The 24,331-nt window shown below is 55.5% G+C and carries 23 protein-coding genes; 13 read left to right on the top strand and 10 right to left on the bottom strand.

What is annotated here, in order from left to right; all coding sequences use genetic code 11:
• Window positions 1-196: 196 nt before the first annotated feature.
• From AC07RN_RS14960 to lsrR, 3 genes are all read right to left on the bottom strand, one after another.
• Complete coding sequence (locus AC07RN_RS14960; protein ID WP_478336719.1) at window positions 197-2,218, bottom strand: oxidoreductase; 2,022 nt, start codon at window positions 2,216-2,218, stop codon at window positions 197-199.
• A 649-nt stretch (window positions 2,219-2,867) separates the two neighbouring features.
• Window positions 2,868-4,454: an autoinducer-2 kinase gene (lsrK, locus tag AC07RN_RS14955; protein WP_478336718.1), complete on the bottom strand. Its 1,587-nt coding sequence runs from the start codon at window positions 4,452-4,454 to the stop codon at window positions 2,868-2,870.
• 32 nt (window positions 4,455-4,486) lie between these two features.
• Window positions 4,487-5,458 (bottom strand): transcriptional regulator LsrR, encoded by a 972-nt coding sequence (lsrR, locus tag AC07RN_RS14950; RefSeq protein ID WP_478336717.1) that lies wholly within the window; start codon window positions 5,456-5,458, stop codon window positions 4,487-4,489.
• A 216-nt stretch (window positions 5,459-5,674) separates the two neighbouring features.
• Between lsrR and lsrA the strand changes: the two genes are divergently transcribed.
• From lsrA to lsrG, 6 genes are read left to right on the top strand one after another with little or no spacing between them, the layout of a single operon-like run.
• Window positions 5,675-7,162 (top strand): autoinducer 2 ABC transporter ATP-binding protein LsrA, encoded by a 1,488-nt coding sequence (gene lsrA / locus AC07RN_RS14945; RefSeq protein ID WP_478336731.1) that lies wholly within the window; start codon window positions 5,675-5,677, stop codon window positions 7,160-7,162.
• A complete protein-coding gene (gene lsrC / locus AC07RN_RS14940; RefSeq protein ID WP_449545181.1) occupies window positions 7,159-8,190 on the top strand; it encodes an autoinducer 2 ABC transporter permease LsrC in 1,032 nt (343 codons plus the stop codon). The genes lsrA and lsrC overlap by 4 nt, the downstream gene beginning before the upstream one ends.
• Window positions 8,191-9,174, top strand: a complete 984-nt coding sequence (lsrD, locus tag AC07RN_RS14935; RefSeq protein ID WP_133631499.1) for an autoinducer 2 ABC transporter permease LsrD — start codon at window positions 8,191-8,193, stop codon at window positions 9,172-9,174. It abuts the gene before it with no gap.
• Entirely contained in the window at window positions 9,171-10,172 is a 1,002-nt protein-coding gene (lsrB, locus tag AC07RN_RS14930) for an autoinducer 2 ABC transporter substrate-binding protein LsrB (protein ID WP_015960517.1), read from the top strand. The genes lsrD and lsrB overlap by 4 nt, the downstream gene beginning before the upstream one ends.
• Window positions 10,173-10,183: 11 nt before the next feature.
• Complete coding sequence (gene lsrF / locus AC07RN_RS14925) at window positions 10,184-11,071, top strand: 3-hydroxy-5-phosphonooxypentane-2,4-dione thiolase (protein WP_015960516.1); 888 nt, start codon at window positions 10,184-10,186, stop codon at window positions 11,069-11,071.
• Window positions 11,068-11,361, top strand: a complete 294-nt coding sequence (gene lsrG / locus AC07RN_RS14920) for a (4S)-4-hydroxy-5-phosphonooxypentane-2,3-dione isomerase (protein WP_015960515.1) — start codon at window positions 11,068-11,070, stop codon at window positions 11,359-11,361. Before lsrF ends, lsrG begins: the two co-directional genes overlap by 4 nt.
• A 38-nt stretch (window positions 11,362-11,399) precedes the next feature.
• Here lsrG and AC07RN_RS14915 read toward each other — a convergent pair whose 3' ends face one another.
• The gene (locus AC07RN_RS14915) at window positions 11,400-12,086 is read right to left on the bottom strand and encodes a B3/B4 domain-containing protein (protein ID WP_478336716.1); all 687 of its coding nucleotides are present in this window, start codon (window positions 12,084-12,086) and stop codon (window positions 11,400-11,402) included.
• Window positions 12,087-12,128: 42 nt separating this feature from the next.
• On the opposite strand from AC07RN_RS14915, the gene AC07RN_RS14910 reads away from it, so the two are divergent.
• The gene (locus tag AC07RN_RS14910; RefSeq protein WP_015960513.1) at window positions 12,129-12,731 is read left to right on the top strand and encodes a helix-turn-helix domain-containing protein; all 603 of its coding nucleotides are present in this window, start codon (window positions 12,129-12,131) and stop codon (window positions 12,729-12,731) included.
• Window positions 12,732-12,766: 35 nt separating this feature from the next.
• Here AC07RN_RS14910 and ygjG read toward each other — a convergent pair whose 3' ends face one another.
• Complete coding sequence (gene ygjG / locus AC07RN_RS14905; protein WP_478336715.1) at window positions 12,767-14,146, bottom strand: putrescine aminotransferase; 1,380 nt, start codon at window positions 14,144-14,146, stop codon at window positions 12,767-12,769.
• Between the two features lie 434 nt (window positions 14,147-14,580).
• Between ygjG and AC07RN_RS14900 the strand changes: the two genes are divergently transcribed.
• On the top strand, window positions 14,581-16,101 hold the full coding sequence (locus AC07RN_RS14900; protein WP_478336714.1) for a methyl-accepting chemotaxis protein: 1,521 nt from the start codon (window positions 14,581-14,583) through the stop codon (window positions 16,099-16,101).
• Window positions 16,102-16,440: 339 nt separating this feature from the next.
• A complete protein-coding gene (locus AC07RN_RS14895; RefSeq protein ID WP_478336713.1) occupies window positions 16,441-18,000 on the top strand; it encodes a methyl-accepting chemotaxis protein in 1,560 nt (519 codons plus the stop codon).
• Here the strand turns inward: AC07RN_RS14895 and AC07RN_RS14890 are convergent.
• Complete coding sequence (locus AC07RN_RS14890) at window positions 17,997-18,542, bottom strand: PadR family transcriptional regulator (protein WP_478336712.1); 546 nt, start codon at window positions 18,540-18,542, stop codon at window positions 17,997-17,999. The genes AC07RN_RS14895 and AC07RN_RS14890 overlap by 4 nt on opposite strands.
• A 233-nt stretch (window positions 18,543-18,775) precedes the next feature.
• On the opposite strand from AC07RN_RS14890, the gene AC07RN_RS14885 reads away from it, so the two are divergent.
• Window positions 18,776-19,540 carry a siderophore-interacting protein gene (locus tag AC07RN_RS14885; protein WP_478336711.1) on the top strand — a complete coding sequence of 255 codons (765 nt, stop codon included), beginning with the start codon at window positions 18,776-18,778 and terminating at the stop codon, window positions 19,538-19,540.
• Here AC07RN_RS14885 and AC07RN_RS14880 read toward each other — a convergent pair whose 3' ends face one another.
• On the bottom strand, window positions 19,541-20,716 hold the full coding sequence (locus AC07RN_RS14880) for a DNA repair protein (RefSeq protein WP_235134100.1): 1,176 nt from the start codon (window positions 20,714-20,716) through the stop codon (window positions 19,541-19,543).
• A gap of 77 nt (window positions 20,717-20,793) precedes the next feature.
• Between AC07RN_RS14880 and AC07RN_RS14875 the strand changes: the two genes are divergently transcribed.
• Both AC07RN_RS14875 and AC07RN_RS14870 read left to right on the top strand, forming a co-directional pair.
• On the top strand, window positions 20,794-20,916 hold the full coding sequence (locus AC07RN_RS14875; RefSeq protein ID WP_478336710.1) for a hypothetical protein: 123 nt from the start codon (window positions 20,794-20,796) through the stop codon (window positions 20,914-20,916).
• Between the two features lie 124 nt (window positions 20,917-21,040).
• Window positions 21,041-21,340 carry a DUF1889 family protein gene (locus AC07RN_RS14870; protein ID WP_407440147.1) on the top strand — a complete coding sequence of 100 codons (300 nt, stop codon included), beginning with the start codon at window positions 21,041-21,043 and terminating at the stop codon, window positions 21,338-21,340.
• Between the two features lie 122 nt (window positions 21,341-21,462).
• Here AC07RN_RS14870 and AC07RN_RS14865 read toward each other — a convergent pair whose 3' ends face one another.
• The gene (locus tag AC07RN_RS14865) at window positions 21,463-22,038 is read right to left on the bottom strand and encodes a hypothetical protein (protein ID WP_478336709.1); all 576 of its coding nucleotides are present in this window, start codon (window positions 22,036-22,038) and stop codon (window positions 21,463-21,465) included.
• A gap of 59 nt (window positions 22,039-22,097) precedes the next feature.
• Entirely contained in the window at window positions 22,098-22,670 is a 573-nt protein-coding gene (locus AC07RN_RS14860; RefSeq protein ID WP_478336730.1) for a TetR/AcrR family transcriptional regulator, read from the bottom strand.
• Window positions 22,671-22,823: 153 nt separating this feature from the next.
• Here AC07RN_RS14860 and AC07RN_RS14855 point away from each other — a divergent pair, with 153 nt between their 5' ends.
• Window positions 22,824-23,219: a RidA family protein gene (locus AC07RN_RS14855; protein WP_478336708.1), complete on the top strand. Its 396-nt coding sequence runs from the start codon at window positions 22,824-22,826 to the stop codon at window positions 23,217-23,219.
• 105 nt (window positions 23,220-23,324) lie between these two features.
• On the opposite strand, the gene AC07RN_RS14850 is transcribed toward AC07RN_RS14855, so the two are convergent.
• Window positions 23,325-24,278: an MBL fold metallo-hydrolase gene (locus tag AC07RN_RS14850; RefSeq protein WP_478336707.1), complete on the bottom strand. Its 954-nt coding sequence runs from the start codon at window positions 24,276-24,278 to the stop codon at window positions 23,325-23,327.
• Between the last annotated feature and the right edge of the window lie 53 nt (window positions 24,279-24,331).

Genomic DNA, 24,331 nt, shown 5'->3' with positions numbered 1-24,331 from the left:
TACGTAATGACATGGTATCTCTCGCATCCCACGGCATAAGCGACTCCGGAAAAGGGGTTCGTATGCCTTAGTTGTAAGTGTCTACCATGTCCCCGAACAAGTGTTCATGATGTCCCCGGACCGTACACCCGGGGAGAGGGTGCAAAGACTAAAAACGGTCACGGTTGTGACCGTTTTGCTTTTACCTCCAGAAATGCTAAATAGTCAGCGCCAGTTTCGTACCCTGCGCAATCGCGCGCCGGGCATCCAGCTCCATCGCCACGTCGCACCCGCCAATCAAATGCACCGTTATTCCCGCTTCGCGAAGCGGATCCGCCAGCTCACGACGCGGCTCCTGTCCGGCACACAAAATGACCTGATCCACGCGTAACAGCTGCGGCTCCCCGCCGATCGATACATGCAATCCGTCGTCATCGATCTTCTGATAACTCACCGCCGGGATCATCTTCACGCCGCGTGAAAGCAGGGTAGTGCGATGGATCCAGCCGGTGGTTTTGCCCAGCCCTTCGCCCGGTTTGCTGGCTTTACGCTGCAGCATCACAATCTGGCGCGGGCTTTTTGGCAACTGCGGGCCTTCCGGGCGCAGGCCGCCGGACTGATTCAGGCTGGTGTCGATCCCCCATTCCACGCAGAACTCGGCGATATTCTGACTGGTCGCCTCGCCCGGCTGGCTGAGGTACATCGCGGTATCAAAGCCGATCCCGCCGCAGCCGATAATCGCCACTTTTTCACCCACAGGCACTTTGTCGCGTAAGACATCGAGATAACTTAGCACCTTAGGATGATCGATACCCTCGATCTCTGGCATGCGTGGGGCGATCCCGCTGGCTAAGATCACTTCGTCAAATTCCGTCAGATCCGCTGAGGTCACGAAATGATTGAGGCGCAAATCCACACCCGTTAGCGCGATCATTTTGCGGTAATAGCGCAGCGTCTCGTAAAACTCCTCTTTGCCGGGGATCTGTTTGGCGATATTAAACTGCCCGCCGATCTCCGCGGCGGCATCAAACAGCGTGACCGCATGCCCACGCGACGCGGCATTCACCGCAAAGGCCAGGCCTGCCGGGCCTGCACCCACCACCGCCAGACGCTTGATTTTCACTGCCGGCACAATCGGCATTTTGGTTTCGTGACAGGCCCGCGGGTTGACCAGACAAGAAGTGACTTTGCCGACGAAAATCTGATCCAGACAGGCCTGATTACAGCCGATGCAGGTATTAATCTCATCGGCGCGATCGCTTTGCGCTTTGGACAGCAGCTCGGCATCGGCGAGGAACGGACGCGCCATCGACACCATATCCGCATCGCCATTTGCCAGCACATCGTCTGCGACCTGCGGATCGTTAATGCGGTTAGTGGTCACCAGCGGAATCGACACTTTGCCTTTCAGCTTGCGCGTCACCCAGCTAAACGCCGCGCGAGGTACGGCGGTGGCGATGGTGGGAATACGCGCTTCGTGCCAGCCGATGCCGGTATTAATGATCGTTGCTCCCGCCGCTTCGATCGCCTGCGCCAGCCGTACGGTTTCGTCAAACGTTCCGCCGCCTTCCACCAGATCGATCATCGACAGGCGGAACACGATAATAAAATCGGTGCCGACGCGCACGCGCACGGCACGTACCACTTCGATGGCAAAGCGCATTCGGCGCGCATAATCGCCACCCCATTCGTCGTCGCGCTGGTTTGTGCGTGCGGCCAGAAATTCGTTAATCAAATAGCCTTCGGACCCCATGATTTCGACGCCGTCGTAGCCTGCTTCACGTGCCAGCGCAGCGCAGCGGGCAAAGTCATCAATCAGCGTGAGAATTTCGTCATGCGTCAGGGCGTGGGGTTTGAAACGGTTGATCGGCGCCTGAATCGCTGAGGGCGCGACCAGATGCGGCTGATAGCTGTAGCGCCCGGTATGCAGAATTTGCAGGGCGATTTTGCCGCCCTCTTTGTGGACCGCGTCCGTCACTACGCGATGATGCGGCAGCTGGCTGACATCGTTCAGCACCGCACCGCCTTCCATGCCGACGCCCGACAGCGCAGGCGCGACGCCACCGGTCACAATCAGTGCCACGCCGTGACGGGCGCGCTCGGCGTAAAACGCCGCCAGCCGTTCAGCGCCATCCGGGTGTTCTTCCAGACCGGTGTGCATCGAGCCCATTAACACGCGGTTTTTGAGCGTAGTAAAGCCCAGATCAAGCGGGGCGAATAACGACGGGTAGCGGCTCATAATCTCTTCCAATGTAAAATTATTGTTATGTGGTCGGATGAGTTACTAATTTAGCCAGTCGCCGGGAAAAGGGAAAAGGGGAGTGTGGCGAATGTGATGGGATTCAAAGATTGCTTTCCCCTCACCCCGGCCCTCTCCCCATAGGGGCGAGGGAGAAAGGCCGACGGAGCAGTTCCCTCTCTTCTGTGGGGAGAGGGGTAGGGCGAGGGAGAAAGGCCGCACGGAGCAGTCCCCTCTCCTCTGTGAGGAGAGGGGTAGGGCGAGGGAGAAAGGCCGACGGAGCAGTTCCCTCTCCTCTGTGGGGAGAGGTGTAGGGCGAGGTAGAAAGGCCGCACGGAGCAGTCCCCTCTCCCCTATGGGGAGAGGGGTAGGGCGAGGGAGAAAGGCTGACGGAGCAGTTCCCTCTCCTCTGTGGGGAGAGGGGTAGGGCAAGGGAGTAAGGCCGACGGAGCAGTTCCCTCTCCTCTGTGGGGAGAGGTGTAGGGCGAGGGAGAAAGGCCGCACGGAGTAGTCCCCTCTCCTCTGTGGGGAGAGGGGTAGGGCGAGGGAGAAAGGCCGACGGAGCAGTTCCCTCTCTTCTGTGGGGAGAGGGGTAGGGCGAGGGAGAAAGGCCGCACGGAGCAGTCCCCTCTCCCCTATGGGGAGAGGGTTAGGGTGAGGGGCGAGTGTCACGCACCAGCCCCGGAGCTTGCCACATCGACGTGGTCAGGCCGCTATCGACCAGGCCAAGCTGATCGGCATACACCGCCTGCCACTTCTGCATCATCCCGTCGTACAGCTCGCGATGGTCTGGATTCGGCGTGAATTCCCGGCTCCATTTCACTAACTTTTCACCCGTTGCAGCCATATCGCCATACAGCCCCGCGCCCGTTCCCGCCGCGATTGCACAGCCGAGCGCTGTCGCTTCTTTGACTTCCGGCACGCGCACCGGCAAGCCGGTGACGTCGCTTAAAATCTGGCTCCACAGCGCGCCTTTCGCGCCGCCACCGGCGAACACCAGGCTCTCAAAGGTCACGCCGGAAAAGCGTGAAATCTGCACCAGATTGCAGGCTGAGACAATCGCCGCGTTCTCTTCCAGCGCGCGGAACAGCGTCGCTTTGTTGCACTTTTCCGGGTCAATGGAAAGATTAATAAACGACGGCGCAGCGTGATACCACTGCTTAAAATGCATGGCGTCAGAAAATATCGGCATCACGCCGTGGGAACCTGCCGGAACGCGATGGGCCATCTCCTCAAGCAGAGCATAGGCGTCCATTCCCATGCGCTCGGCAATCAGTTTTTCTTCCGCACAAAAGGCGTCGCGGAACCAGCGCATCGTCAGTCCGGTAAAGAAACTGATCGACTCCGCCTGCGCCATGCCGGGAATCACGTGAGGATTCACCCGAATGTTCATGTCTGGATCGGTACGCACCTGCGGCAGATTCACCACCTGCTGCCAGAACGTTCCGCCGAGAACCGCCGTTTGCCCGGCACGCACGACTCCCAGGCCCAGACAGCCCAACTGCACATCGCCGCCGCCCATCACCACGGGCGTGCCTTCGCGCAGGCCACTTTGTGACGCGGCGGCTTTTGTGACCGCCCCCAGCACGGTGCCCGTTTCTTTAACCGGAGAGAGAATATCGGCGCGCAGCCCGGCCATATCCAGCAGGGCTGGACGCCAGTCGCGGCTGAACAGATCGAGCATGCCGGTGGTGCCGGCATTCGACGGGTCCACCGCCAGTTCGCCGGACAGCTTCGCCGCCAGCCAGTCGCTGATCATGGTGATGGTCGCCGCGTTGCGATAAATATCAGGGCGATGATGCGCTAGCCACAGCAGGCGCGGCATGGCGCTCAGCGCCAGCGTTTGGCCGGAGACGTCATACACTTCGGATTCGAAGCGGTAGTCGTGAATTTCTTTGAGTTCTGCCACTTCGCGGCTGGCGCGAGCGTCGACGTTGGCGCAAGCCCAGATGGCGTCGCCGTTGCGATCGTATAACACGATGCCTTCGCGCATGGAGCAGCAGGCGACGGATTGAATATCGGCGGCATTAAGGTGCGCGCGCTCCAGCGCCTGGTGAATGCACTGACAGGCGAGCCGCCAGTTGGTGTCGAGATCAAACTCCATTGAGCCGGGCACGTTTTCCACGCTCAGGTGTTTCCACTCCGCCTGCCCGACCGAAATCTGATTGCCGTGCAAATCAAACACAACGGCGCGAACGCTTCCCGTCCCTGCATCTAACGCTAAAAGGTAACTCATCAGCTTGCCTCGTGTCAGGCGCAGGGCGACTCTTATCCAGCCAGAGCCAGCACCGCGCGGGCTGTCGTCTCTTCCGTCACCAGGCCATTGATAAGGCGACCTTTCAGTGCGGCATAAATCGCATCTGCTTTTTCTTCCCCTCCCGCCACGCCGACGATGGTAGGCAACTGCGCCAGTTCATCGAGCGTCACGCCGAGTAATTCGTGGTGGATCTCAAGATCGGATACCCGTTCGCCCGCGGCATTCAGGAAATAGCCGAGGATATCGCCCACTGCGCCTTTGCGGGCGTACATCAGCTGTTCACCTTCACTGATATAACCGGCGCGTAAAATCGTTGCATCACGACGCTGATTAACCGAGCCAATGCCAACGACGGCGGCGTCGGCTGCGGTTGCCGCAAGGATCACGTCCCGCACGCTGGCTTCGCGTTTTAAAATTCCCGCCACTTCTGCGGAGGAAACGCGCAGCGGGGCAGGGATCATACTGACGCTACAGGCGGCATCTAGCTGGCCGATGCCGGTCATATACGGCCCCACACCGCCCGAGAGCGTCACCAGCCGCACCTGCTGCGAGCTAATAAAACCGCTTAAGTGCTGAATACAGCTCATGGTGGTTTCACCAAATCCAACGGCCAGCAATTGCCCCGGTTCCAGCACGCCCATCAATGATTGCGCTGCGCCAATCCCCAGACGCACGTTCATGGGGACGGTGTTCAATGCGGGCAGCACGCGAATCAGCTTCAGCCCAAAACGCTGCTGTAATTCGGTTTCCAGCGCCAGACAACCCTCGTACCGAGAATTTATCTGTACGCGAATCACGCCTGACTGACGCCCTTTTTCCAGCAAGCGCGAGATTTTCAGGCGCGGCAGACCCAGGCGCTCGCCAATATCGTTCTGCGTTAAACCGTCGTGGTAATAACACCACGCCACCCGCGCCACCAGTTCCTCTTCCGTTAGCGCCAGTCCGGCAAATCGACTCTCTTCGGCAATGCGTTTATCGCTCATAAGTGAACTCTTATAAAAATTTAGATCATATGTTCGTGATGACGCGGATTGAAAATGTGAGCCACGCGGCAAAACGGATCTTTTAAAAAGGTTTTTAGCTGAATTGGATCCTAATCAATAAAACTGTGATCCCTGCACGGTTGTAAATATAGTTCACCGTCTACGCTTTTGAACATTATTAAATCAAAAAATCATTTGTTCAATAGCGGAGCGATGATGACAGTACTAATCGAAGCGCACGGCATCCACAAACAGTTCTCCGGTGTCCCGGTGCTAAAGGGCATTGATTTCACTCTGCTTTCCGGCCAGGTGCATGCCCTGATGGGCGGCAACGGCGCCGGAAAATCGACGCTGATGAAAATCATCGCCGGGGTGGAAACCCCCGACAGCGGTGAACTTAACGTCGAAGGCAAACCCTTTGCGCGTCTCAAACCTGGCCAGGCGCATCAGTTAGGCATTTATCTTGTTCCGCAGGAGCCGATGCTGTTCCCCAATCTCACGGTGCGCGAAAACATTCTCTTTCGCCTACCGCGCGGCAACGATCCTGAAAAACGGCTTGCCGATAAGCTCCAGCAGTTGCAGTGCCAGCTCAATCTCGATGCCGCCGCCAGCACGCTGGAAGTGGCGGATCAGCAGATGGTGGAGATCCTGCGCGGGCTGATGCGTGACGCGAAGATCCTCATCCTCGACGAACCGACGGCGTCGCTCACGCCGGGCGAAACCGAACGCCTGTTCCGCCAGATCCGCGCGTTGCAGGATCTGGGCGTCGGCATTGTTTTTATCTCGCATAAATTGCCGGAAATTCGCCAGCTCGCCAGCCACGTTTCGGTGATGCGCGACGGTGCAGTAGTGCTGAGCGGCGAAACCACCCAGTTTGACGACACGGCGCTGATTACCGCCATGACCCCCGTCAGCCGTGAGCAAGGCTTAAGCGACACGCAAAAGCTGTGGCTGGCGCTGCCGGGAAATCGCCGCACGCAGGCGCAGGATTTCCCGGTGTTACGCGTGGAAGATCTGACGGGCGAAGGGTTTATCGATCTGAGTCTTGAGATCTACGCCGGCGAGATCGTGGGCCTCGCCGGGCTGGTGGGATCCGGACGGACTGAATTTGCCGAAACGCTGTACGGGCTGCGACCGACGCGTGGTGGACGGATCTGGCTTGAAAATCAGGAGATTGGCGGGGACTCGGTGCTAACCCGGCTGGAAAAAGGGCTGGTCTATTTGCCGGAAGATCGGCAGGTTTCCGGTTTGTTCCTGGATGCGCCTGTTCGCTGGAATACCGTCGCGCTGAATGAGCCGTCGCTGTGGCAGCAACGCAAGCGCGAAGCGGCGGTGGTTGAGCGCTACCACCGGGCGCTCGGGATCAAACTTAATCATCCGGATCAAATCGTGCGCACGCTGTCCGGCGGCAATCAGCAAAAAGTGCTGCTGGCGCGCTGTCTGGAGGCAAATCCCCTGCTGCTGATCGTCGATGAACCGACGCGCGGCGTGGACGTTTCGGCGCGTGCCGACATTTATCAACTGATCAAAAGCGTGGCGGCACAAAATGTGGCGGTCCTGATGATCTCCAGCGATCTCGACGAATTCCCCGGACTGGCGGACCGCGTGCTGGTGATGCATCAGGGCATGTTCAGCGGCGAACTGCCGCGTCACGTCGTGAGTCTGGATCGGATGATGGCGCTGGCCTTTGGAGGGCAATCATGAAGACGTTGCTAAAAAACCGCGAGCTGAGCGCTTTCCTGGCCATTCTGGCACTGTTTGGCGTGCTGGTGGCACTGAATCCGGCGTATTTGAGCTTTCAGACGCTGGGGATGATTTTTGCCAGTTCGCAGATTTTAATCCTGCTGGCGCTGGGTGCGACGCTGGTCATGCTCACGCGCAATATCGACGTGTCGGTGGGGTCGACCGTGGGGCTGTGCGCCATTGCCGTCGGGGTGGCGTTGAATAACGGCTACAGCCTGCCGGTGTCGATGCTATTTGCGCTGGCGATCGGCGCGCTGGCGGGGGCGTTTAACGGCCTGCTGGTGGTGGGATTACGCATCCCGGCGATCGTCGCCACACTCGGGACGCTGGGGCTGTATCGCGGCGCAATGCTGTTGTGGACGGGCGGAAAGTGGATCGAGGGGCTGCCGTCGAGCCTGAAATCGCTCTCGGAACCTGTTGCGCTGGGCGTTTCACCGCTCGGGATGGCGGTGCTGTTTCTCGTACTCATCGGCGCGTGGACGCTGTCGCGCACGGTGTCTGGCCGCGATTTCTACGCCGTGGGCGACAATCTTGCTGCCGCACGCCAGCTCGGCGTCGCGGTGAATCGCACGCGAATGCTGGCCTTCACGATCAACGGCATGCTGGCCGCCTGCGCCGGAATTGTCTTTGCCTCACAAATTGGATTTGTGCCGAATCAGACCGGCAGCGGGCTGGAAATGAAAGCGATCGCCGCCTGCGTGCTGGGCGGGATCTCGTTGCTCGGCGGAACGGGTACGCTGATCGGCGCATTTCTCGGCGCGTTCTTCCTGACGCAAATCGACACCGTACTGGTGCTGTTCAGACTGCCGGCCTGGTGGAACGATTTTATCGCCGGACTGGTTTTGCTGGGCGTGCTGGTGCTTGACGGGCGACTACGCCAGGCGCTGACGCGTCATCAACGCGCGCTGAAATACAGCCGGTTCCAGCCGGGCAATAAAGGGGGAAAGCACGTCACCCCGTTTCCCAAACGCAAAAAAGAGGTGGCGTAAATGAAGCTTAACTGGGAATCCACGCTGTTGATTTTGCTGGTGCTCGAAATCCTGCTCTTCGGGGCGATTAACCCGCGCATGCTGGATATCAACATGCTGCTGTTTAGCACCAGCGACTTTATCTGCATAGGCATTGTTGCGCTGCCGCTGACGCTGGTGATTATCAGCGGCGGGATCGACATTTCGCTCGGCTCGACCATCGGCCTGTGTGCTATCGCGCTGGGCGTCATGATGCAGTTTGGCCTGCCGATGTATCTGGCGGTTCCGCTGACGCTGCTGCTCGGCCTGCTGTGCGGTTTGTTCAACGCCGCACTGATCCATTACACCGGCATCAGCCCTTTGGTTATCACCCTCGGTACGCTGTATCTCTACGGCGGCGGGGCGTTGCTGCTCTCCGGTTTTGCCGGCGCGACTGGTTACGAAGGCATCGGCGGCTTCCCCGACAGTTTTACCGCTTTCGCTAATCTGACGGTGTTGGGCCTGCCGATCCCGCTGGTGCTGTTCGCGGTGATTACTTTCTTTTTCTGGCTGATCACCCATCGCGGGCGTTTCGGTCGACATCTTTTCCTGATCGGCCAAAACCCGCGCGCGGCGCGCTATGCCGCTCTGTCGGTCAACGGCATGCCGTACGCCCTGTATGGCCTGGTAGGCGTGGCATCGGCCATTGCTGCGCTGGTGATGGTCTCTTATTTCGGCTCGGCGCGTTCCGATTTAGGGCGTGATCTGCTGATGCCTGCGCTGACTGCGGCCGTGCTTGGCGGCGCGAATATTTACGGTGGTTCAGGTTCGGTTATCGGTACTGCGCTGGCGGCGTTGCTGGTGGGGTATCTGCAGCAAGGTTTACAGATGGTCGGCATCCCTAACCAGGTGTCGAGCGCGCTGTCAGGGGCGCTGTTGGTGGTGGTGGTCATGGGACGTTCGCTGAGTTTGCACCGTGAATGGGTGCGTAATTTCTTCACAAAACATACCCGGAGCTTGAGATGAAAACAAAACTGTTAGTCCTGGCGGTAGCGCTCAGCGTGGCGTCGGCACAGGCCGCCGATCGTATCGCCTTTATCCCAAAACTGGTGGGCGTTGGCTTCTTTACTAGCGGCGGAAACGGTGCGAAAGAGGCCGGTAAAGAATTGGGTGTGGATGTCACTTACGATGGCCCGACTGAGCCGAGCGTTTCCGGGCAGGTGCAGCTGATCAACAACTTCGTCAACCAGGGCTTTAACGCGATTATTGTCTCCGCGGTGTCGCCAGACGGGCTGTGCCCGGCGCTGAAGCGCGCGATGCAGCGCGGTGTCAAAGTGCTGACCTGGGATTCCGACACCAAACCCGAATGCCGCAGCATCTACATCAACCAGGGTACGCCGGAACAGCTCGGCAGTTTGCTGGTCGATATGGCGTCAAAACAGGTGACGAAACCCGCGGCCAAAGTGGCGTTTTTCTACTCCAGCCCGACCGTGACCGACCAGAATCAGTGGGTGAAAGAGGCGAAGGCCAAAATCGAAAAAGAGCATCCTCAGTGGCAAGTGGTGACCACGCAGTTTGGCTATAACGACGCCACCAAATCCCTGCAAACCGCCGAGGGGATTTTGAAAGCTTACCCGGATTTGGACGCGATTATCGCCCCGGACGCCAACGCGCTGCCAGCCGCTGCGCAGGCAACGGAAAACCTCAAGCGTGAAGGCGTAGCGATTGTCGGATTCAGTACGCCAAACGTGATGCGCCCTTACGTGGAACGTGGCACGGTGAAAGCCTTTGGTCTGTGGGATGTGGTGCAACAGGGCAAAATTGCGGTCAATGTCGCCGATCATTTACTGAAAAAGGGCGATCTTAACGTAGGTGATAGCGTGGACGTCAAAGGCATTGGTGTGCTGAAGGTCGAGCCGAACAGCGTGCAGGGCTATCAGTATGAAGCGAAGGGTAACGGCATCGTGCTGCTGCCGGAGCGCGTGGTCTTTACCAAAGAAAACATCGACAAATACGACTTCTGACGGGGGAAGCAATGGCTGATTTAGATGACATCAAAGACGGCAAAGATTTTGGTATTGGCACGCCGCAGACAAACACACCCTACACCCTGAAGGGCTGCGGTGCGCTGGACTGGGGCATGCAGTCCAGGCTCGCGCGCATCTTTAACCCAAAAAGCAATCGTACGGTGATGCTGGCCTTTGATCATGGCTATTTTCAGGGACCGACTACCGGGCTTGAGCGTATCGATCTGTCGATAGCGCCGTTGTTCGCTGAAACCGATGTGCTGATGTGTACGCGCGGAATTTTGCGAAGCACCGTGCCGCCCGCCACCAATAAACCGGTGGTGCTGCGCGCATCTGGCGGTAACTCGATTTTGGGCGAGCTGTCGAACGAATGCGTGGCGGTGGCAATGGAAGATGCGCTGCGCCTGAACGTCTGTGCGGTGGCGGCGCAGGTGTATATCGGCAGCGAATTTGAGCACCAGTCGATCAATAACATTATCAAGCTGGTGGATGCGGGCAATCGCTACGGCATCCCGACGCTGGCTGTGACCGGTGTGGGCAAAGAGATGGCACGCGACGCGCGCTATTTCTCACTCGCCAGCCGCATCGCCGCTGAGATGGGGGCCCAGGTCGTTAAAACCTATTTCGTGGAAGAGGGGTTTGAAAAAGTGACTGCCAGCTGTCCGGTGCCGATTGTCATCGCCGGAGGCAAAAAACTGCCGGAACACGAAGCGCTGGAGATGTGCTTCCGCGCCATCGATCAGGGCGCATCCGGCGTCGATATGGGACGCAATATTTTCCAGTCCAGCGCGCCGCTGGCGATGCTGAAGGCCGTTAAAAAAGTGGTTCACGAGAACATGAGCGCCCGCGAGGCGTTCCAGTTCTGGCAGGAAGAAAAACAGGGAGAAGGGCAATGAACGTGACGCTAGTGGAGATCAACATTAAGCCGGAGCGCGTGGACGAGTTTCTGGACGTGTTCCGCGCCAATCATGAAGGCGCGATTCAGGAGCCGGGCAATCTGCGCTTTGATGTCCTGCAGGATCCGCGCGTGAAAACGCGATTCTTTATCTACGAAGCCTACAAAGATGAAGAGGCGGTCATGGCGCATAAGAAAACGCCGCACTATCTGGCCTGCGTGGATAAGCTCGAAGCATTGATGTCGGAGCCGCGCAAGAAGCGCTGTTTTGTGGGGCTGATGCCGGAATAAAAAATAGCCGGGCAAGCCACGTGCTGCCCGGCCACGTATCAAAGAGCAATGATTTCGCGGTGTGCCACGGCACCAGGCATGAGCTGTTGCAGGTGGTTGATTAACGCCTCACCCGCCGCTTCCAGCGCTTCGTAAGGCATCGCGGGCAGGCTTTCAAGAATGAACCACATCGTTTTGGCCTGACTATCCAGACGCGTTCTCACGCCCTGTCGCCAGTTCCAGCGGCGACAGGTTACGCCGATGTCATCGCGCCAGATAACTTCTCCCGCATCCGGGTATTCGACAATCGGCTGGCCCTCTTTCAGGGTATCAAACGGTTCGCTGCCGTCGGCAATCGTCAGGCGAGGCACTCCGGAATACGCTGCGAAATTTTCGCCACCCACAGGGATGGCGTAGCGTACGCTGATGGCATTGTAGATATCGACTATCGGATCGAGCGAAGGCAATTCGCCCTCTTTCAGCACGCGTTTTCGCAGGGCGTTAGCTGAACAAGGTGTACGTTTAGGCTTTGCGCCAAAGGTTTTGAAGACGTCGTCCCAGGCGGTGAGATGCGCATCAGCCCAGGCAACATCATCGTTTAAAACCTGCTGACAGGCGCGCGCTAGCGCTGCGGGGGCGACCTCGGGATGAAGAATGGGCGCAGCCTCAACCATGATGCTCAGGGCGCGGAACCCTGGCGCGATTGACGCAAGACGAGGATCTATTGACGGCGTGACAAGAGACATAAATAATCCTGTAATGACTGTTTTATACCATGGTAGTGACCAATGACTGATAAAGTCAATATAATGACCGAATCGGGTGCTGATATCGCCCAAGTGAGTTTGGCTGTCGCCAGCCGTATCCGCAGCTGGCGTAAAGATAAAAAGTTGTCACTGGATGAGCTGTCCCGCCGCGCGAGCGTCAGTAAAGGGATGCTAGTGGAGATCGAAAAAGGGGCTGCCAATCCCAGCATTGCGATTCTCTGTAAGCTGGCGGCGGCGCTTGGCGTTTCGGTGGCTGACATTGTGAATGTGTCCAGTGAACCGCTGGTGCATGTTATCGAGGAAACGGCTATTCCCGTGTTGTGGCAGGGGGAGCAGGGCGGTAGCGCGAAACTGCTGGCGGGAACGGCGGGGCCTGACATGATTGAGCTCTGGTGCTGGGAGATGTATCCGGGGGAACGTTTTCACTCATCCGGGCATCCAGCCGGAACTGTCGAGTTACTGCATGTAAATGCCGGTGAATTGACGCTCACGGTGGGCGAGACGGTGACGAAAATCACGGCGGGCGCATCGGCAGTGGCTAAAACGGAATCGACGCACAGCTACGCCAATCAAGGGGAAAGCGTGTTGCGCTTTACCATGACCGTCGCGGAGTATCACCGCTAAGAAACCCCCTCTCAGGACCGAGAGGGGGCCGAATACTAAGCCTCTTCAACGGATACACGCAGTGCGGCCAGCGCTGTACGCGTCGCTTTCAGTACTTGCTCACACTGCTCAATCGTCAGCGTTAACGGCGGTTCGATACGAATGGTTTTCGAGTTGTTGAGCGTTCCGGCCACCAATATCCGCTGGCGGAACATCTCGCTCGCGAAGCTATAGCCGATTTCGTTATCCACAAATTCAATCGCCATCAACATCCCTTTGCCGCGTGCGTCCTGCACCAGATCCGGGTATTCGCGGCCTAACTGCAAGAACCCATCCAGCAGCATGTCACCTTTCTGTTCTGCCTGAGCGGGTAAGTTCTGCTCAAGTAAAACATTGATGGTGGCCAGCGCCGCCGCACAGGAGAGCGGGTTGCCGCCAAACGTAGTGGTGTGCAGGAACGGGTTATCGAACAGTACCGAGAACACCTCTTCAGTGGCCACCGTCGCCCCAATCGGCATCACGCCGCCGCCGAGCGCCTTCGCCAGACAGAGAATGTCGGGCTGGACGTTTTCATGCTCGCAGGCAAACATTTTGCCCGTGCGGCCCATACCGGTCTGGACTTCATCCAGTATCAGCAGCGCGTCGAACTCGTCACACAGCTTACGGACCGCCGGTAAATAGCCTAACGGTGGCAGGATCACGCCGCCTTCACCTTGGATAGGTTCCAGGATCACCGCTGCCACGTCATCACCGGTTTTACGGCATTCGGTCAGCATGGTGCGCATCGCGTTGATATCCCCGAACGGCACATGGAGGAAACCCGGCAGCAGCGGCATAAACGGTTTGCGGAAAGTGGATTTGGCGGTTGCCGAGAGTGCACCCAACGATTTACCGTGGAATGCGCCGCTGGTGGCGATAAAGGTAAATTTGCCGCGCGGAGACTGGTAGGCTTTGGCGAGTTTAAGCGCCGCTTCGACCGATTCCGTGCCGCTATTGCTGAAGAAGCTGTATTTCAATTTGCCAGGCGTGAGCGCCGCCAGCGTTTTCGCGAGCATCGCGCGAAGCGGGTCGAGCAATTCCTGGCTGTGAAGGGGTTGTTTGGCGAGCTGATTCTGTACGGCGGAAACCACAACTGGATTACGGTGCCCCACGTTGAAAATTCCAAAACCACCCAGGCAATCGATAAATTCCTGTCCTTGGGTGTCAACAAGCGTATTCAGACTTCCCGCTTGCCACTCTACGGCTCCGTAATCCCCGCCAGCGGTAACAGATTTTCGGTACTCTAAAAAACCCGGGTTCACATGTTCTTTGAAGTAATCAATCACCTCTCGGTTAAGTTGTTTCATCTCCTCATGATCAAGCGTTCGCTTTTCAATGAGATTCAGTGCGTGCGCGGTGCAGGCAAGAGCCGAGGCGCTGGAAGGTAACCTGTTCAAAATAAGCTCCGGGGTATCGCGTATCACATGATACTGAATTAATTATTGCAGGGTTTACGCCACATCTCGGGGCACGCTGAAAATCGGGATAAACGCCAGGTTAAAATAATGTTGCGCAAAATTTAATCGCGCCGGGCAGTGAATTCGAGGTTTGCGGGTGGGCTTTTTTGCGGACCATTTGCTCCGAATAAGGTCAATTGCACTGTAGTAGTGCATAATCACATTATTAAGGGGTGCTTAACAGTTAGGTCTTTGTGGGTAATTTCTGAAGGAAAGTATTACAAATCAATTAATTATAAAAGCGTACAAAAAGTGCGGTTTAAACGCAAATTGCGATCTGGATCAATTTTAACAACTAAAGATAAATTGGTAACCGCCGAAAAAGGATCAAGACACAAAATTAACAATCAAATAACCTGCAAGGTATAGCCATAATGTCCTCTCAAACGTATGTCACTCAGAATGAATATCCTCTGAACGACGATACCACCTTGATGTCCACCACCGATCTCAACAGTTATATGACTCACGCCAACGATACGTTCGTAAAAGTGAGTGGCTACCAACTGGAAGAGTTGATGGGACAACCGCACAACATGGTGCGCCATCCGGATATGCCAAAAGCGGCCTTTGCTGACATGTGGTTCACCCTGCAACAGGGCGAGCCGTGGAGCGGAATTGTTAAAAACCGTCGCAAAAATGGCGATCACTATTGGGTGCGTGCCAATGCCGTACCGATGGTGCGTGGTGGGAAGGTGACAGGCTATATGTCCATTCGTACCCGCGCCAAAGCGGAGGAGATCGCGGCCGTAGAGCCGCTGTATAAAGCCCTCAACGAAGGACGATGCAATAAGCGTGTGCACAAAGGGCTGGTGGTCAGTAAGGGCTGGCTGGGGAAATTACCGGCGATGCCGCTGCGCTGGCGTGTGCGCGGTGTGATGACGGGATTATTTGCCATGCTCGTTGTGTCGTTGGTCGCGACGAATGCCAGTTGGGCTGCACTGGGCGTGAGTGCAGCGGTGATGCTGCTCGGCACAATGCTCTTTGAGCAGCAAATTGTGCGTCCGGTTGAAAACGTTGCGCGTCAGGCGCTAAAAGTCGCCACGGGCGATCGCAACAGCGTCGAGCATCTTAATCGCAGCGATGAACTGGGATTGACCCTGCGCGCCATCGGCCAGTTAGGCCTGATGTGCCGCTGGTTGATCAATGATGTGTCAAACCAGGTGGTCAGCGTGCGTGACGGGAGCGATCGTCTGGCTAAAGGCAATGAAGACCTGAACGATCGCACCCGTCAGACGGTCGAAAATGTGCAGCAGACGGTGGCGACCATGAATCAGATGGCCGCATCGGTGCAGAGCAATTCTGAAACCGCCGCGGCAGCAGACAAACTCTCGATGGTGGCCAGCGGTGCGGCGTCTGAAGGCGGGAATGCGATGCAGACCGTGGTGAAAACAATGGACGAAATCGCCGACAGCACCCAGCGCATCGGTTCTATCACCAAGTTGATTAACGATATCGCTTTCCAGACCAACATTCTGGCGCTGAATGCGGCGGTTGAAGCGGCACGCGCGGGGGAGCAAGGGAAAGGTTTTGCCGTCGTGGCGGGTGAAGTGCGTCACCTGGCGAGCCGTAGCGCCAATGCTGCCAATGATATTCGCAAGCTGATCGACGCCAGCGCCAGCAAGGTGCAGTCGGGGTCCGATCAGGTTCATGCTGCGGGGCGCACGATGGATGACATCGTCGAGCAGGTGCAAAACGTCACGCGCCTGATCGCGCAAATCAGCCATTCAACGTCTGAACAGGCGACCGGGCTTTCTGACCTGACGCGTGCGGTGGCAGAGCTGAACAGCATTACGCAGAAAAATGCCGATTTGGTAGAAGAAAGCGCGCGCGTTTCGGCGATGGTGAAGCAGCGCGCAGGCCGACTTGAGGATGCGGTTACCGTGCTCCATTAAGTGAAATTATGTTCCAAAAAGCCGTTTATTTCGTATGGAATAAACGGCTTTTTACGTTGCAAATAGAGTTGTGATATTTATTGATTATTGTTGATTTAATATTAAATAACTAAAAAAAGTTCATCAGTTTTATATCCCAACCTAAGCCAACTTATCCAAGCGCTATTTCAAAAACAGCAGAACTTAGGGTTCTGTATCGATCAATGGGCGATTATTAATAGATTGCGCCTATCCATTTCTAGGGTTATGAAATATAAAAACGATCAAAGTCATAAAGTTAGCGCGTAAGTTACCGATAACGCTGATCGTCTGAGAAATAATCACATTGATGGAGTATATATGTTTTTACATGGCGTAAAGATCGGCACGAAATTATTTCTGGCTTTTGGGTTCTTAATTTTACTCATGGTGGTGAGCGCCAGCCTGTCGCTCATGAGCCAGAACCGAGCAAATAACGGGATGCAGTCCATCATTAACAACGATTATCCGACAACGGTGAAAGCCAATCAGTTAATCGAAAACTTCCAGGAGTTTGTAAGCACTCAGCAAATCATGCTGCTGGACGAACAGGGTCGCTATACGGAACAGTCTCAGCAGCATTTGAAAGAGCTGAGCGAGCGTATCACCGTGATCCTCACCGACCTGAATCGCTCCCTGCAAGATAAAAAATCGCAGCAAATCTTGGCGGGCATCGCTGCAGTGCGTCAGGAATATCTGGACTCCCGTTACCGTATTTTACAGGCCGTGCAAAACAACGACCGTGCGGGCGCAATCCAGGAAATGATGACCAAAACCGTGGACCTGCAACAAGCCTACAAGACGAAAGTGCAGGAGCTGATCGCAGTGCAGAACAACGAGATGCAAAACGCGGGTCAGCAGGTCGACAGTGATTTTAAATCTAACCGCCTGCTGCTGGTGTTATTGACGGTTCTCAGTGTGATCATTGGCAGCACGATTGGCTGGTTTATCGTGCGTTCCATTACGCGTCCGCTGGGCGAGGCGGTCTCCTTTGCAGAAGCCATCGCAGAAGGGGATTTGACGCGCAATATCACCACGCGTTCTAAAGACGAAACGGGTCTGCTACTGCATGCGCTGATGGAAATGAAAACGCGTCTGCTGGAAATTGTGCAACAGGTGCAAACCGGCTCGGAGAATATCTCCAGCGCGGCAGCGCAGATTGTGGCAGGCAATCAGGATTTGGCGGCGCGTACCGAAGAGCAGGCCAGCTCTGTTGAACAGACTGCTGCATCCATGGAGCAGATTACCGCGACGGTGAAAAACACGGCGGCGCATACGGGTGAAGCCACGAACCTCTCCGCAGACGCTGCAACGGTGGTGAAAAGCAACGGCGAGATGATGAAGCAGGTGACGCAAAAAATGCGCCTGATTAACGAAACCTCCAACCGGATGTCCGATATCATCAACCTCATTGACGCCATTGCTTTCCAGACCAATATTCTGGCGCTAAATGCGGCGGTGGAAGCGGCGCGTGCGGGCGAACACGGTCGTGGTTTTGCGGTGGTGGCGGGTGAAGTTCGCCAGCTTGCACAGAAGAGCGCCTCCTCAGCCAGCGAAATCCGCCAGTTAATCGAAAGCTCAAGCAGCCAGACTCAGGACGGTATGAGCCTGGTCGAAAAAGCCAGCGCGCTGATTAACGGTATGGTCGGAAATGTGGAAGGGATGGATCTGATCCTGCGCGATATTCGCCAGGCCAGCCACGAACAGACCGAAGGCATTTCGCAGATCAACAGCGCAATTGGTCTGATCGACTCGACCACTCAACAGAACTCCGCGCTGGTGGAGGAGTCTGTGGCCGCAGCGGCATCCCTGAACGATCAGGCCATGCACCTGAAAGAGCTGGTCAAAGTGTTCCGCGTGCGCGAGGACGCGTTGGTTTAATCCAGCTGGGAGATCTCTAGCGCCGCACGGTCGATTACGCCGATAATCTGCTTGATCTGTGCGTCGCTGATTTCTCCCTGATTCACTCTCAGGTCCAGCACCGCTTTAAAGTTATCCAGCGCCCGTTTCATCTGCGGATTTTTACGCAACTGGAACCCTACGCAGCGCGCTTTGATACGCGTCTGAATGTGCTCCAGATGTTCCTGATTTTCATCCAGCCAGTGCTGTCCGGCAACGGTGATGGCGATCTTTTTGCGCCCGTTTTCTTCTTCCGAAATGGTGATAAACGTCTGATCCTGCAAAAAATCGAGGGTAGGGTAAATCACGCCGGGACTGGGGGTGTAATTCCCCTGCGTCATGCTTTCGATCTCTTTGATCAGCTCATAGCCGTGGCTGGCGTTACGCGTCAGGATGTCCAGAATCACCAGTCTTAACTCTCCGTGACCAAAAAACCGCTGACGGCGTCCGCCGCCGCCGTGATGTTCCCCGCCGCGCCCGTGGTGGCGGTGGCTTCTGTCGTCATCGTCGTGTGTGTGTCTCATAGTTTCCCTCCTTAATTTGATATATCTAATTTATATCTAAATTAGATAAATTAGCAATTATCTTTGCTGGTTATTGTTTAACTAATTGAATTTTAATATTTTAATTTGATTATAACATTGCGGTTTTTCGCGGAATTCACTGTATCAAAAAAAACTTGCAATCCGGTTTGTTAGCAATCATTATCATTTAAAATATATTTAGATATATCGTATTCACATTTAAAGGCAGAGAAATGACATCAACCCGCTATCCACAACGTGTCCGTAATGAACTGCGTTTTCGCGAGCTAAACGTGCTGCGCGTAGAGCGTGTCAGTCCTGGTTTCCAGCGCATTGTCTTAGGCGGCGAGGCTCTGGCAGGTTTCAGCTCCCAGGGTTTTGACGACCACACCAAAGTCTTTTTCCCGGCTCCTGGTACGACGTTTTCACCGCCGGTGGTGACCGACGAAGGCATCGACTGGGGTGATGGCGTACGCCCGCAGGCACGCGATTACACACCGCTGTACGATGAGGCGCGCCACGAGCTGGTGCTGGATTTCTTTGTTCATGAGGAAGGCCTGGCGAGCAACTGGGCTGTCCAGGCGAAAGAGGGCGATAAGCTGACCATCGGCGGCCCGCGCGGCTCTCTGGTGGTGCCGGAAGATTACGCATGGCAATTGTACGTGTGCGATGAATCAGGAATGCCAGCTTTGCGCCGCCGTCTCGAAGCGATTGCTCAGTTGCCGAACCGTCCGGAGATTCATGCCGTCGTCACCGTGGGCGATGCGTCTTACAAAGACTATCTGGCGCACCTGAGCGAGTTTGAGATTACCTGGATTGTGGGTCACAGCGAGCAGGCAGTGGCTGACCAACTGGCGGCGCTGAGCGTGCCAGCAGCAGATTACTTTATCTGGCTGACCGGGGAAGGGAAGGTGGTTAAAAACCTGAGCCGCCAGTTTGAAACCGACGCCATTGATCAGCAACTGGTGCGTGCCAGTGCATACTGGCACGCTAAGTAGCTAAGCTGCGGAATCCAGCTGCGCTTCGTTGACCTGCAGCTCGAGCGCTGTGCGGACCTCGCGCAGCGCCTTTTCCTGCTGGGTGAAATAGGATTCCATATTGTTCAGCGTGGAGACCAGCAGCCAGGATTCTTCTTTTTCCAGCTCGGCCAGCTCGCTGACCAGCGTGTCGATTTGCTCGCGAACCTGTGCCATCTTTTTGCGAATACGCTCAAGATCGTTCAACCTGTCGCTGGCCATTATCGGCTCAAAGCCCTGTTGCAGGCGGGCGACCAGTGAGCGAATCGCTTTCACATCTCCGCGCTGTTTGGCCTGATTCAGCTGCACCATCATGGTATTGGCTTCGTCTTTCAGATCGTCCGCCACCAGATCCGGGTGGCAGAGTTTACTCGCCTGACGCCAGAGCCGTTTTAGCTCGTTCTGATCTTCTTCCGACAACGCTTTGCCTTTGCGCAGACGCACTTCGGCGTCGTGATGCTGCTCGCGGTATTTTTCGTACTCTTCGTTGGCTTCGTCGCGTGCCTGACGCGCTGGTTCCTCTTCTTCTTCACGCGTTAAGCCCCTCTCCAGCTCTTGCGCTTCGGCCAGCAAATTGGCAATCAGGTCGCTTTGCTGCTGCAGGAGTTTACGCGCATCGGCGGCCTGAACGGAATCGGCTGGCAGTTCACGCCAGCGCTGTGTCAGCGTCGCTAGCACCTCGACGGCCTGCGACATATATTGCTGACAGCGACGATAATCCTCTTCGCGACGGCGCGCTTCCGCCTGCTGACGGCGTAGATTCAGTTCCGCGAGCGTTTTACGCAGCTGAAGGATTTGCGACATCAGCGGGCCGAGACGGGAGAAATAGAGATCGTTGAACTCATCCAACTGCTGAACGCGCGCATTACGACGGTCAATCAGGTCGCGCAGGCGCTCTTCCAGCGCTTTGAGTTCAAGCTTGCTCGCAGCCACCTGCGGATCGCGCCACTGCGTCATCGCCCGCTGGCTCTGCAGCCATGCGGTGATCGCTGCCATTGCCGCGGTATAGTTTTGATTCTCAAGCGCCGTGACGATCGCCAACAGCTCGTCATCAAACGCTTCGCTTCTCAGTCGTGCCAGCTGGCTCAGGATGATGTCGTCATCTTCCAGTTCAATGGCATTTTTAATGATTTCTAGCCGTTTGATCGGTGTGCTCATGATGCCTTTCGCTTTGGCGCTTAAGTATTTGAGTTAAAGTTAGTTGTTGTCACAGCTACAGGAAATAATACACACGGATGATGATCGGCGCGATGGGGGATTTCTTTAGTTTTGAAGTGGGTTTTGTCTTTAGGGGCGGACTTACCACAGAGCAGGTCGATTACCCGGCCTGGCTGCAACCTTCCAGCGGCTTGTCATAAAGGGACAAAACGGCACCCTTTCTGAGCCGAAATGTAAAAGTGTTAGCGATCTCCTGGTATTGAAAGCGAATTTGGGCCATACAAGAAGCTTATTCGTTACGTGGTTAATTTTAAGGATAAGACTATGCCTGCAGTAATTGATAAAGCATTGGATTTCATTGGTGGGATGGATACCTCCGCATCAGCGCCACAGTCAATGGATGAAAGCACCGCGAAGGGGATGTTTAAGTATTTGAAAGAGATAGGTGTCCCCGCTAGCGCAGACGATGTCACCGCACGCGGCGCCCAAGAGGGATGGGATGCCGGTTTTACTCAGAAGGTGGCGGGGTGGGCTGAAAAAATTGAGTCCGGGAGCCACATCGTGATCAAAAACCCTGAATATTTTTCTGCCTATATGCGTGAGCAACTCCGCGCCCTGGTGTGAGTTGAAACATCACCCATCGTTATCAATTCGGACGCTCCAGAGCGTCCATTCTCCCTTCTGAATCAAGATACCATTTGTGATGACATGACAATACGAAACCGTACGCGGCGGCGGTTTTTGTCTTATTCGCTTGTAAGAAAATCCAACCATTCGTTATCTGACAGCACGCGATAAAATGGCGTTGTATGGCTTTTGATGTAAGACAGCAACGCGGAGTCACTCATCTCTGAGGCTAACGTTTGATATTCACCGCCGAGATCGTCATAGAGACGGTAATACAGCCAATTGAAGTAGCGGCATGTTCTGGTGAAAAACGGTGGCGGGAAATCCAGATACGCGATGGCGAAATCATATAACACCGTTTCCGCTTTTTTGGCGTCTTCACACTGAATAATATTCCACAGCTGTAATTTGAGCCAAATCAACGCGCTGATTTTTGCATCCGGCAAGGATTGGCCCGATTCAAGCAAATAACGGTCGAGATACATTCTGACTTCATCTGAATTGGGATGCTTATCCAGATTTAATGAGGCAAGAATCAGCACTGTTTCAGAGTCATTGCCCTGCATAACCTGTCGCTCCGCCCATTCGACAATCTCTTTATCACTGGCTTCTGTGTGCAAAGCGCCGTGGATCTCATTGAATTGACGAAGACAGAGAAGATCGTGGAGCGTGTAGGGATACGAAAATGTTGTCATCTTGACCTCAAAAGCCAGACCCACTCAGTCGCACAGATGTGGGGTCTTCTATCTGTTCATTATACTTGAGCAGACTTGCACAAGCCGCTTGCCAGCTGGGTAAACACCTCGATAATGCGCGGAAGCGCCTTCTCGGGATCGTTACTCGCCGCGACCCACAGAGCAGCATTCATCGCGGCGCTATTTAACATATGGGCTGCAGCGTCAGCATCCACCGCTTTAAGAACCCCTCGCTCGAGCATTTTTTTAACGGTCTGGCGGGTGGATTCAAGACAATTATTCTGACTGGGCCACTGAGCGGGATCCCCGAGAAAGGCCGGGCCGTCGAGCAATACGATACGGCGCACTTCGGGGTCTAACGCCATCTTGATATAGGCGACGCCTTCAGCCAGTAGCCGTTCCCAATCGTCGCTGGCATGTGCGGCGTCGGCTTTGGCACGTTGCGCCATCTCACCGTCCATCTGGGCAACAACCGCGGCCAGCAATCCCTTTTTATCGCCAAAATTGTGGTAGAGCGCTCCGCGTGTCAGGCCCACGCTGGCCGTTAATTCATCCATGGATGACGCGGCAAAGCCTCTTTCAGCAAACGCTTTACGCGCTGCCATGACTAACTTTGCACGGTTCTCTTCCATCGTTTCAGTACGACGTTTAGCCACCCTATCTTCTCCATCTTCATTTGACATACGACGCGTATGTGTTATTAATTCAACATACGCAGCGTATATTAAATCATCTGTCCGTGCTGCGCTGACGTTTTCTCACATTGGCAAAGTACAGGATATCCTATGATTAAGCGCGAACCGATTTTCCCTGCCAGCCGGCACGCTCTCTATGAAGAGCACGGTTATTCTGCCGCGATCCGTTCCGGTGATTTGCTGTTTGTTTCCGGCCAGGTAGGAAGCCGCGACGATGGCACGGCAGAGCCAGATTTTACCGCTCAGGTGCAGCTGGCGTTTGATAACCTGAAAGCAACGCTTGCTGCAGCGGGGTGTACTTTTGACGATCTGATTGATGTCACCACCTTTCATACCGATCCGGAAAATCAATTTTCAACCATCATGCAGGTAAAGCAGGCTATTTTCCCGCATCCCCCTTACCCAAACTGGACGGCCGTTGGCGTGACCTGGCTTGCGGGATTTGATTTCGAAATCAAAGTGATTGCCCGGATTCCTGCGCATTAACTTCCGTCTTTTTGCGACCGCCGGATAACCACATTCCTGTTCTGAATTCGTATGAGCAAGTGGTTTTCCGGCATCCAATGCTTTTACTCGTACGGAGTGAAGACGTTATTGCGCGAGCTGGGTCGTATAATTTGTTGCCACCCAGCGGTAACCGCTGCCTTCATGCTTCACGTGGCCTAGCCCCGGAAATGAAATATGTGCGGCAGCGACCAAAACGTTGTGATCTGCAGCTTGTTTGAGTACGCGTTCCCGCGTTGTCACTGCCTGCTGGCGATTGACGTCAAAGTGGATAGCGACGTGCGGATCGGGCATTTGTGCCGCTTTGGCGTGAATAATATCGCCCCATAAGATCAGCGTCTGGCCTTCGCTTTCCACACGATACAGCACGCTACCCGGTGTGTGGCCCGCAGTAGATTCAGCACGGATCCCCTCCGGGAGCGTTGCAGGCGCCAGGAAGGTTTTCAACCGACCGGCATTGATGACCGGGCGAAGGGTTTTTTCACTCTCCGCAAAGGTGTGTGCCTGGCTGGCCTCCACCTGATTTATGTTGGACGGATTAAGCCAGAATTCCACGTCTCGTTTATCCACATACACGTCTGCGTTTGGAAAGGCCGGTTTGCCCGAGCGTGATACTCCGCCGGAGTGATCGGCGTGAATATGGGTGAGCAATACGGCATCAATCGAATCAGCCGGATAGCCTGCGGCGGCAAGATTTTTCTGCAGATGCCCACCCGCGCTGCCAAATAGTTCACCTGCACCGGTATCTACCAGAATGCGCTTTTTGCCATCGTCAATAACGTAAGCATTGATCGACGTCTCGGCTTGCGGCGTCATGGCATCTTTGGCCATCGCCAGACGTAATGTGTCCGGTGTGATGTTGGTGAGCAGTTTATCCAATGGAACCGTCACCGTGCCGTCAGAGACGGCTGTGATGCGCAGTTTTCCCAGTGTCATTCGATAATATCCGGGAGCCTGTTCACCCAGAGGGTTAGCCTGCGTGGCCGCCAGAAGCGGACTGGAAAAGAGGAGTGACGTCATCAGTGCCAGTATCATTTTCATAAAATTGTCGTACTCAATGTTATTTGAATGTGCTGAGCAGTATCCTGAACCCA

It is taken from the genome of Lelliottia sp. GFLA7 (assembly GCF_056490165.1).
This window is presented reverse-complemented; position numbering and strand designations above follow the sequence as displayed.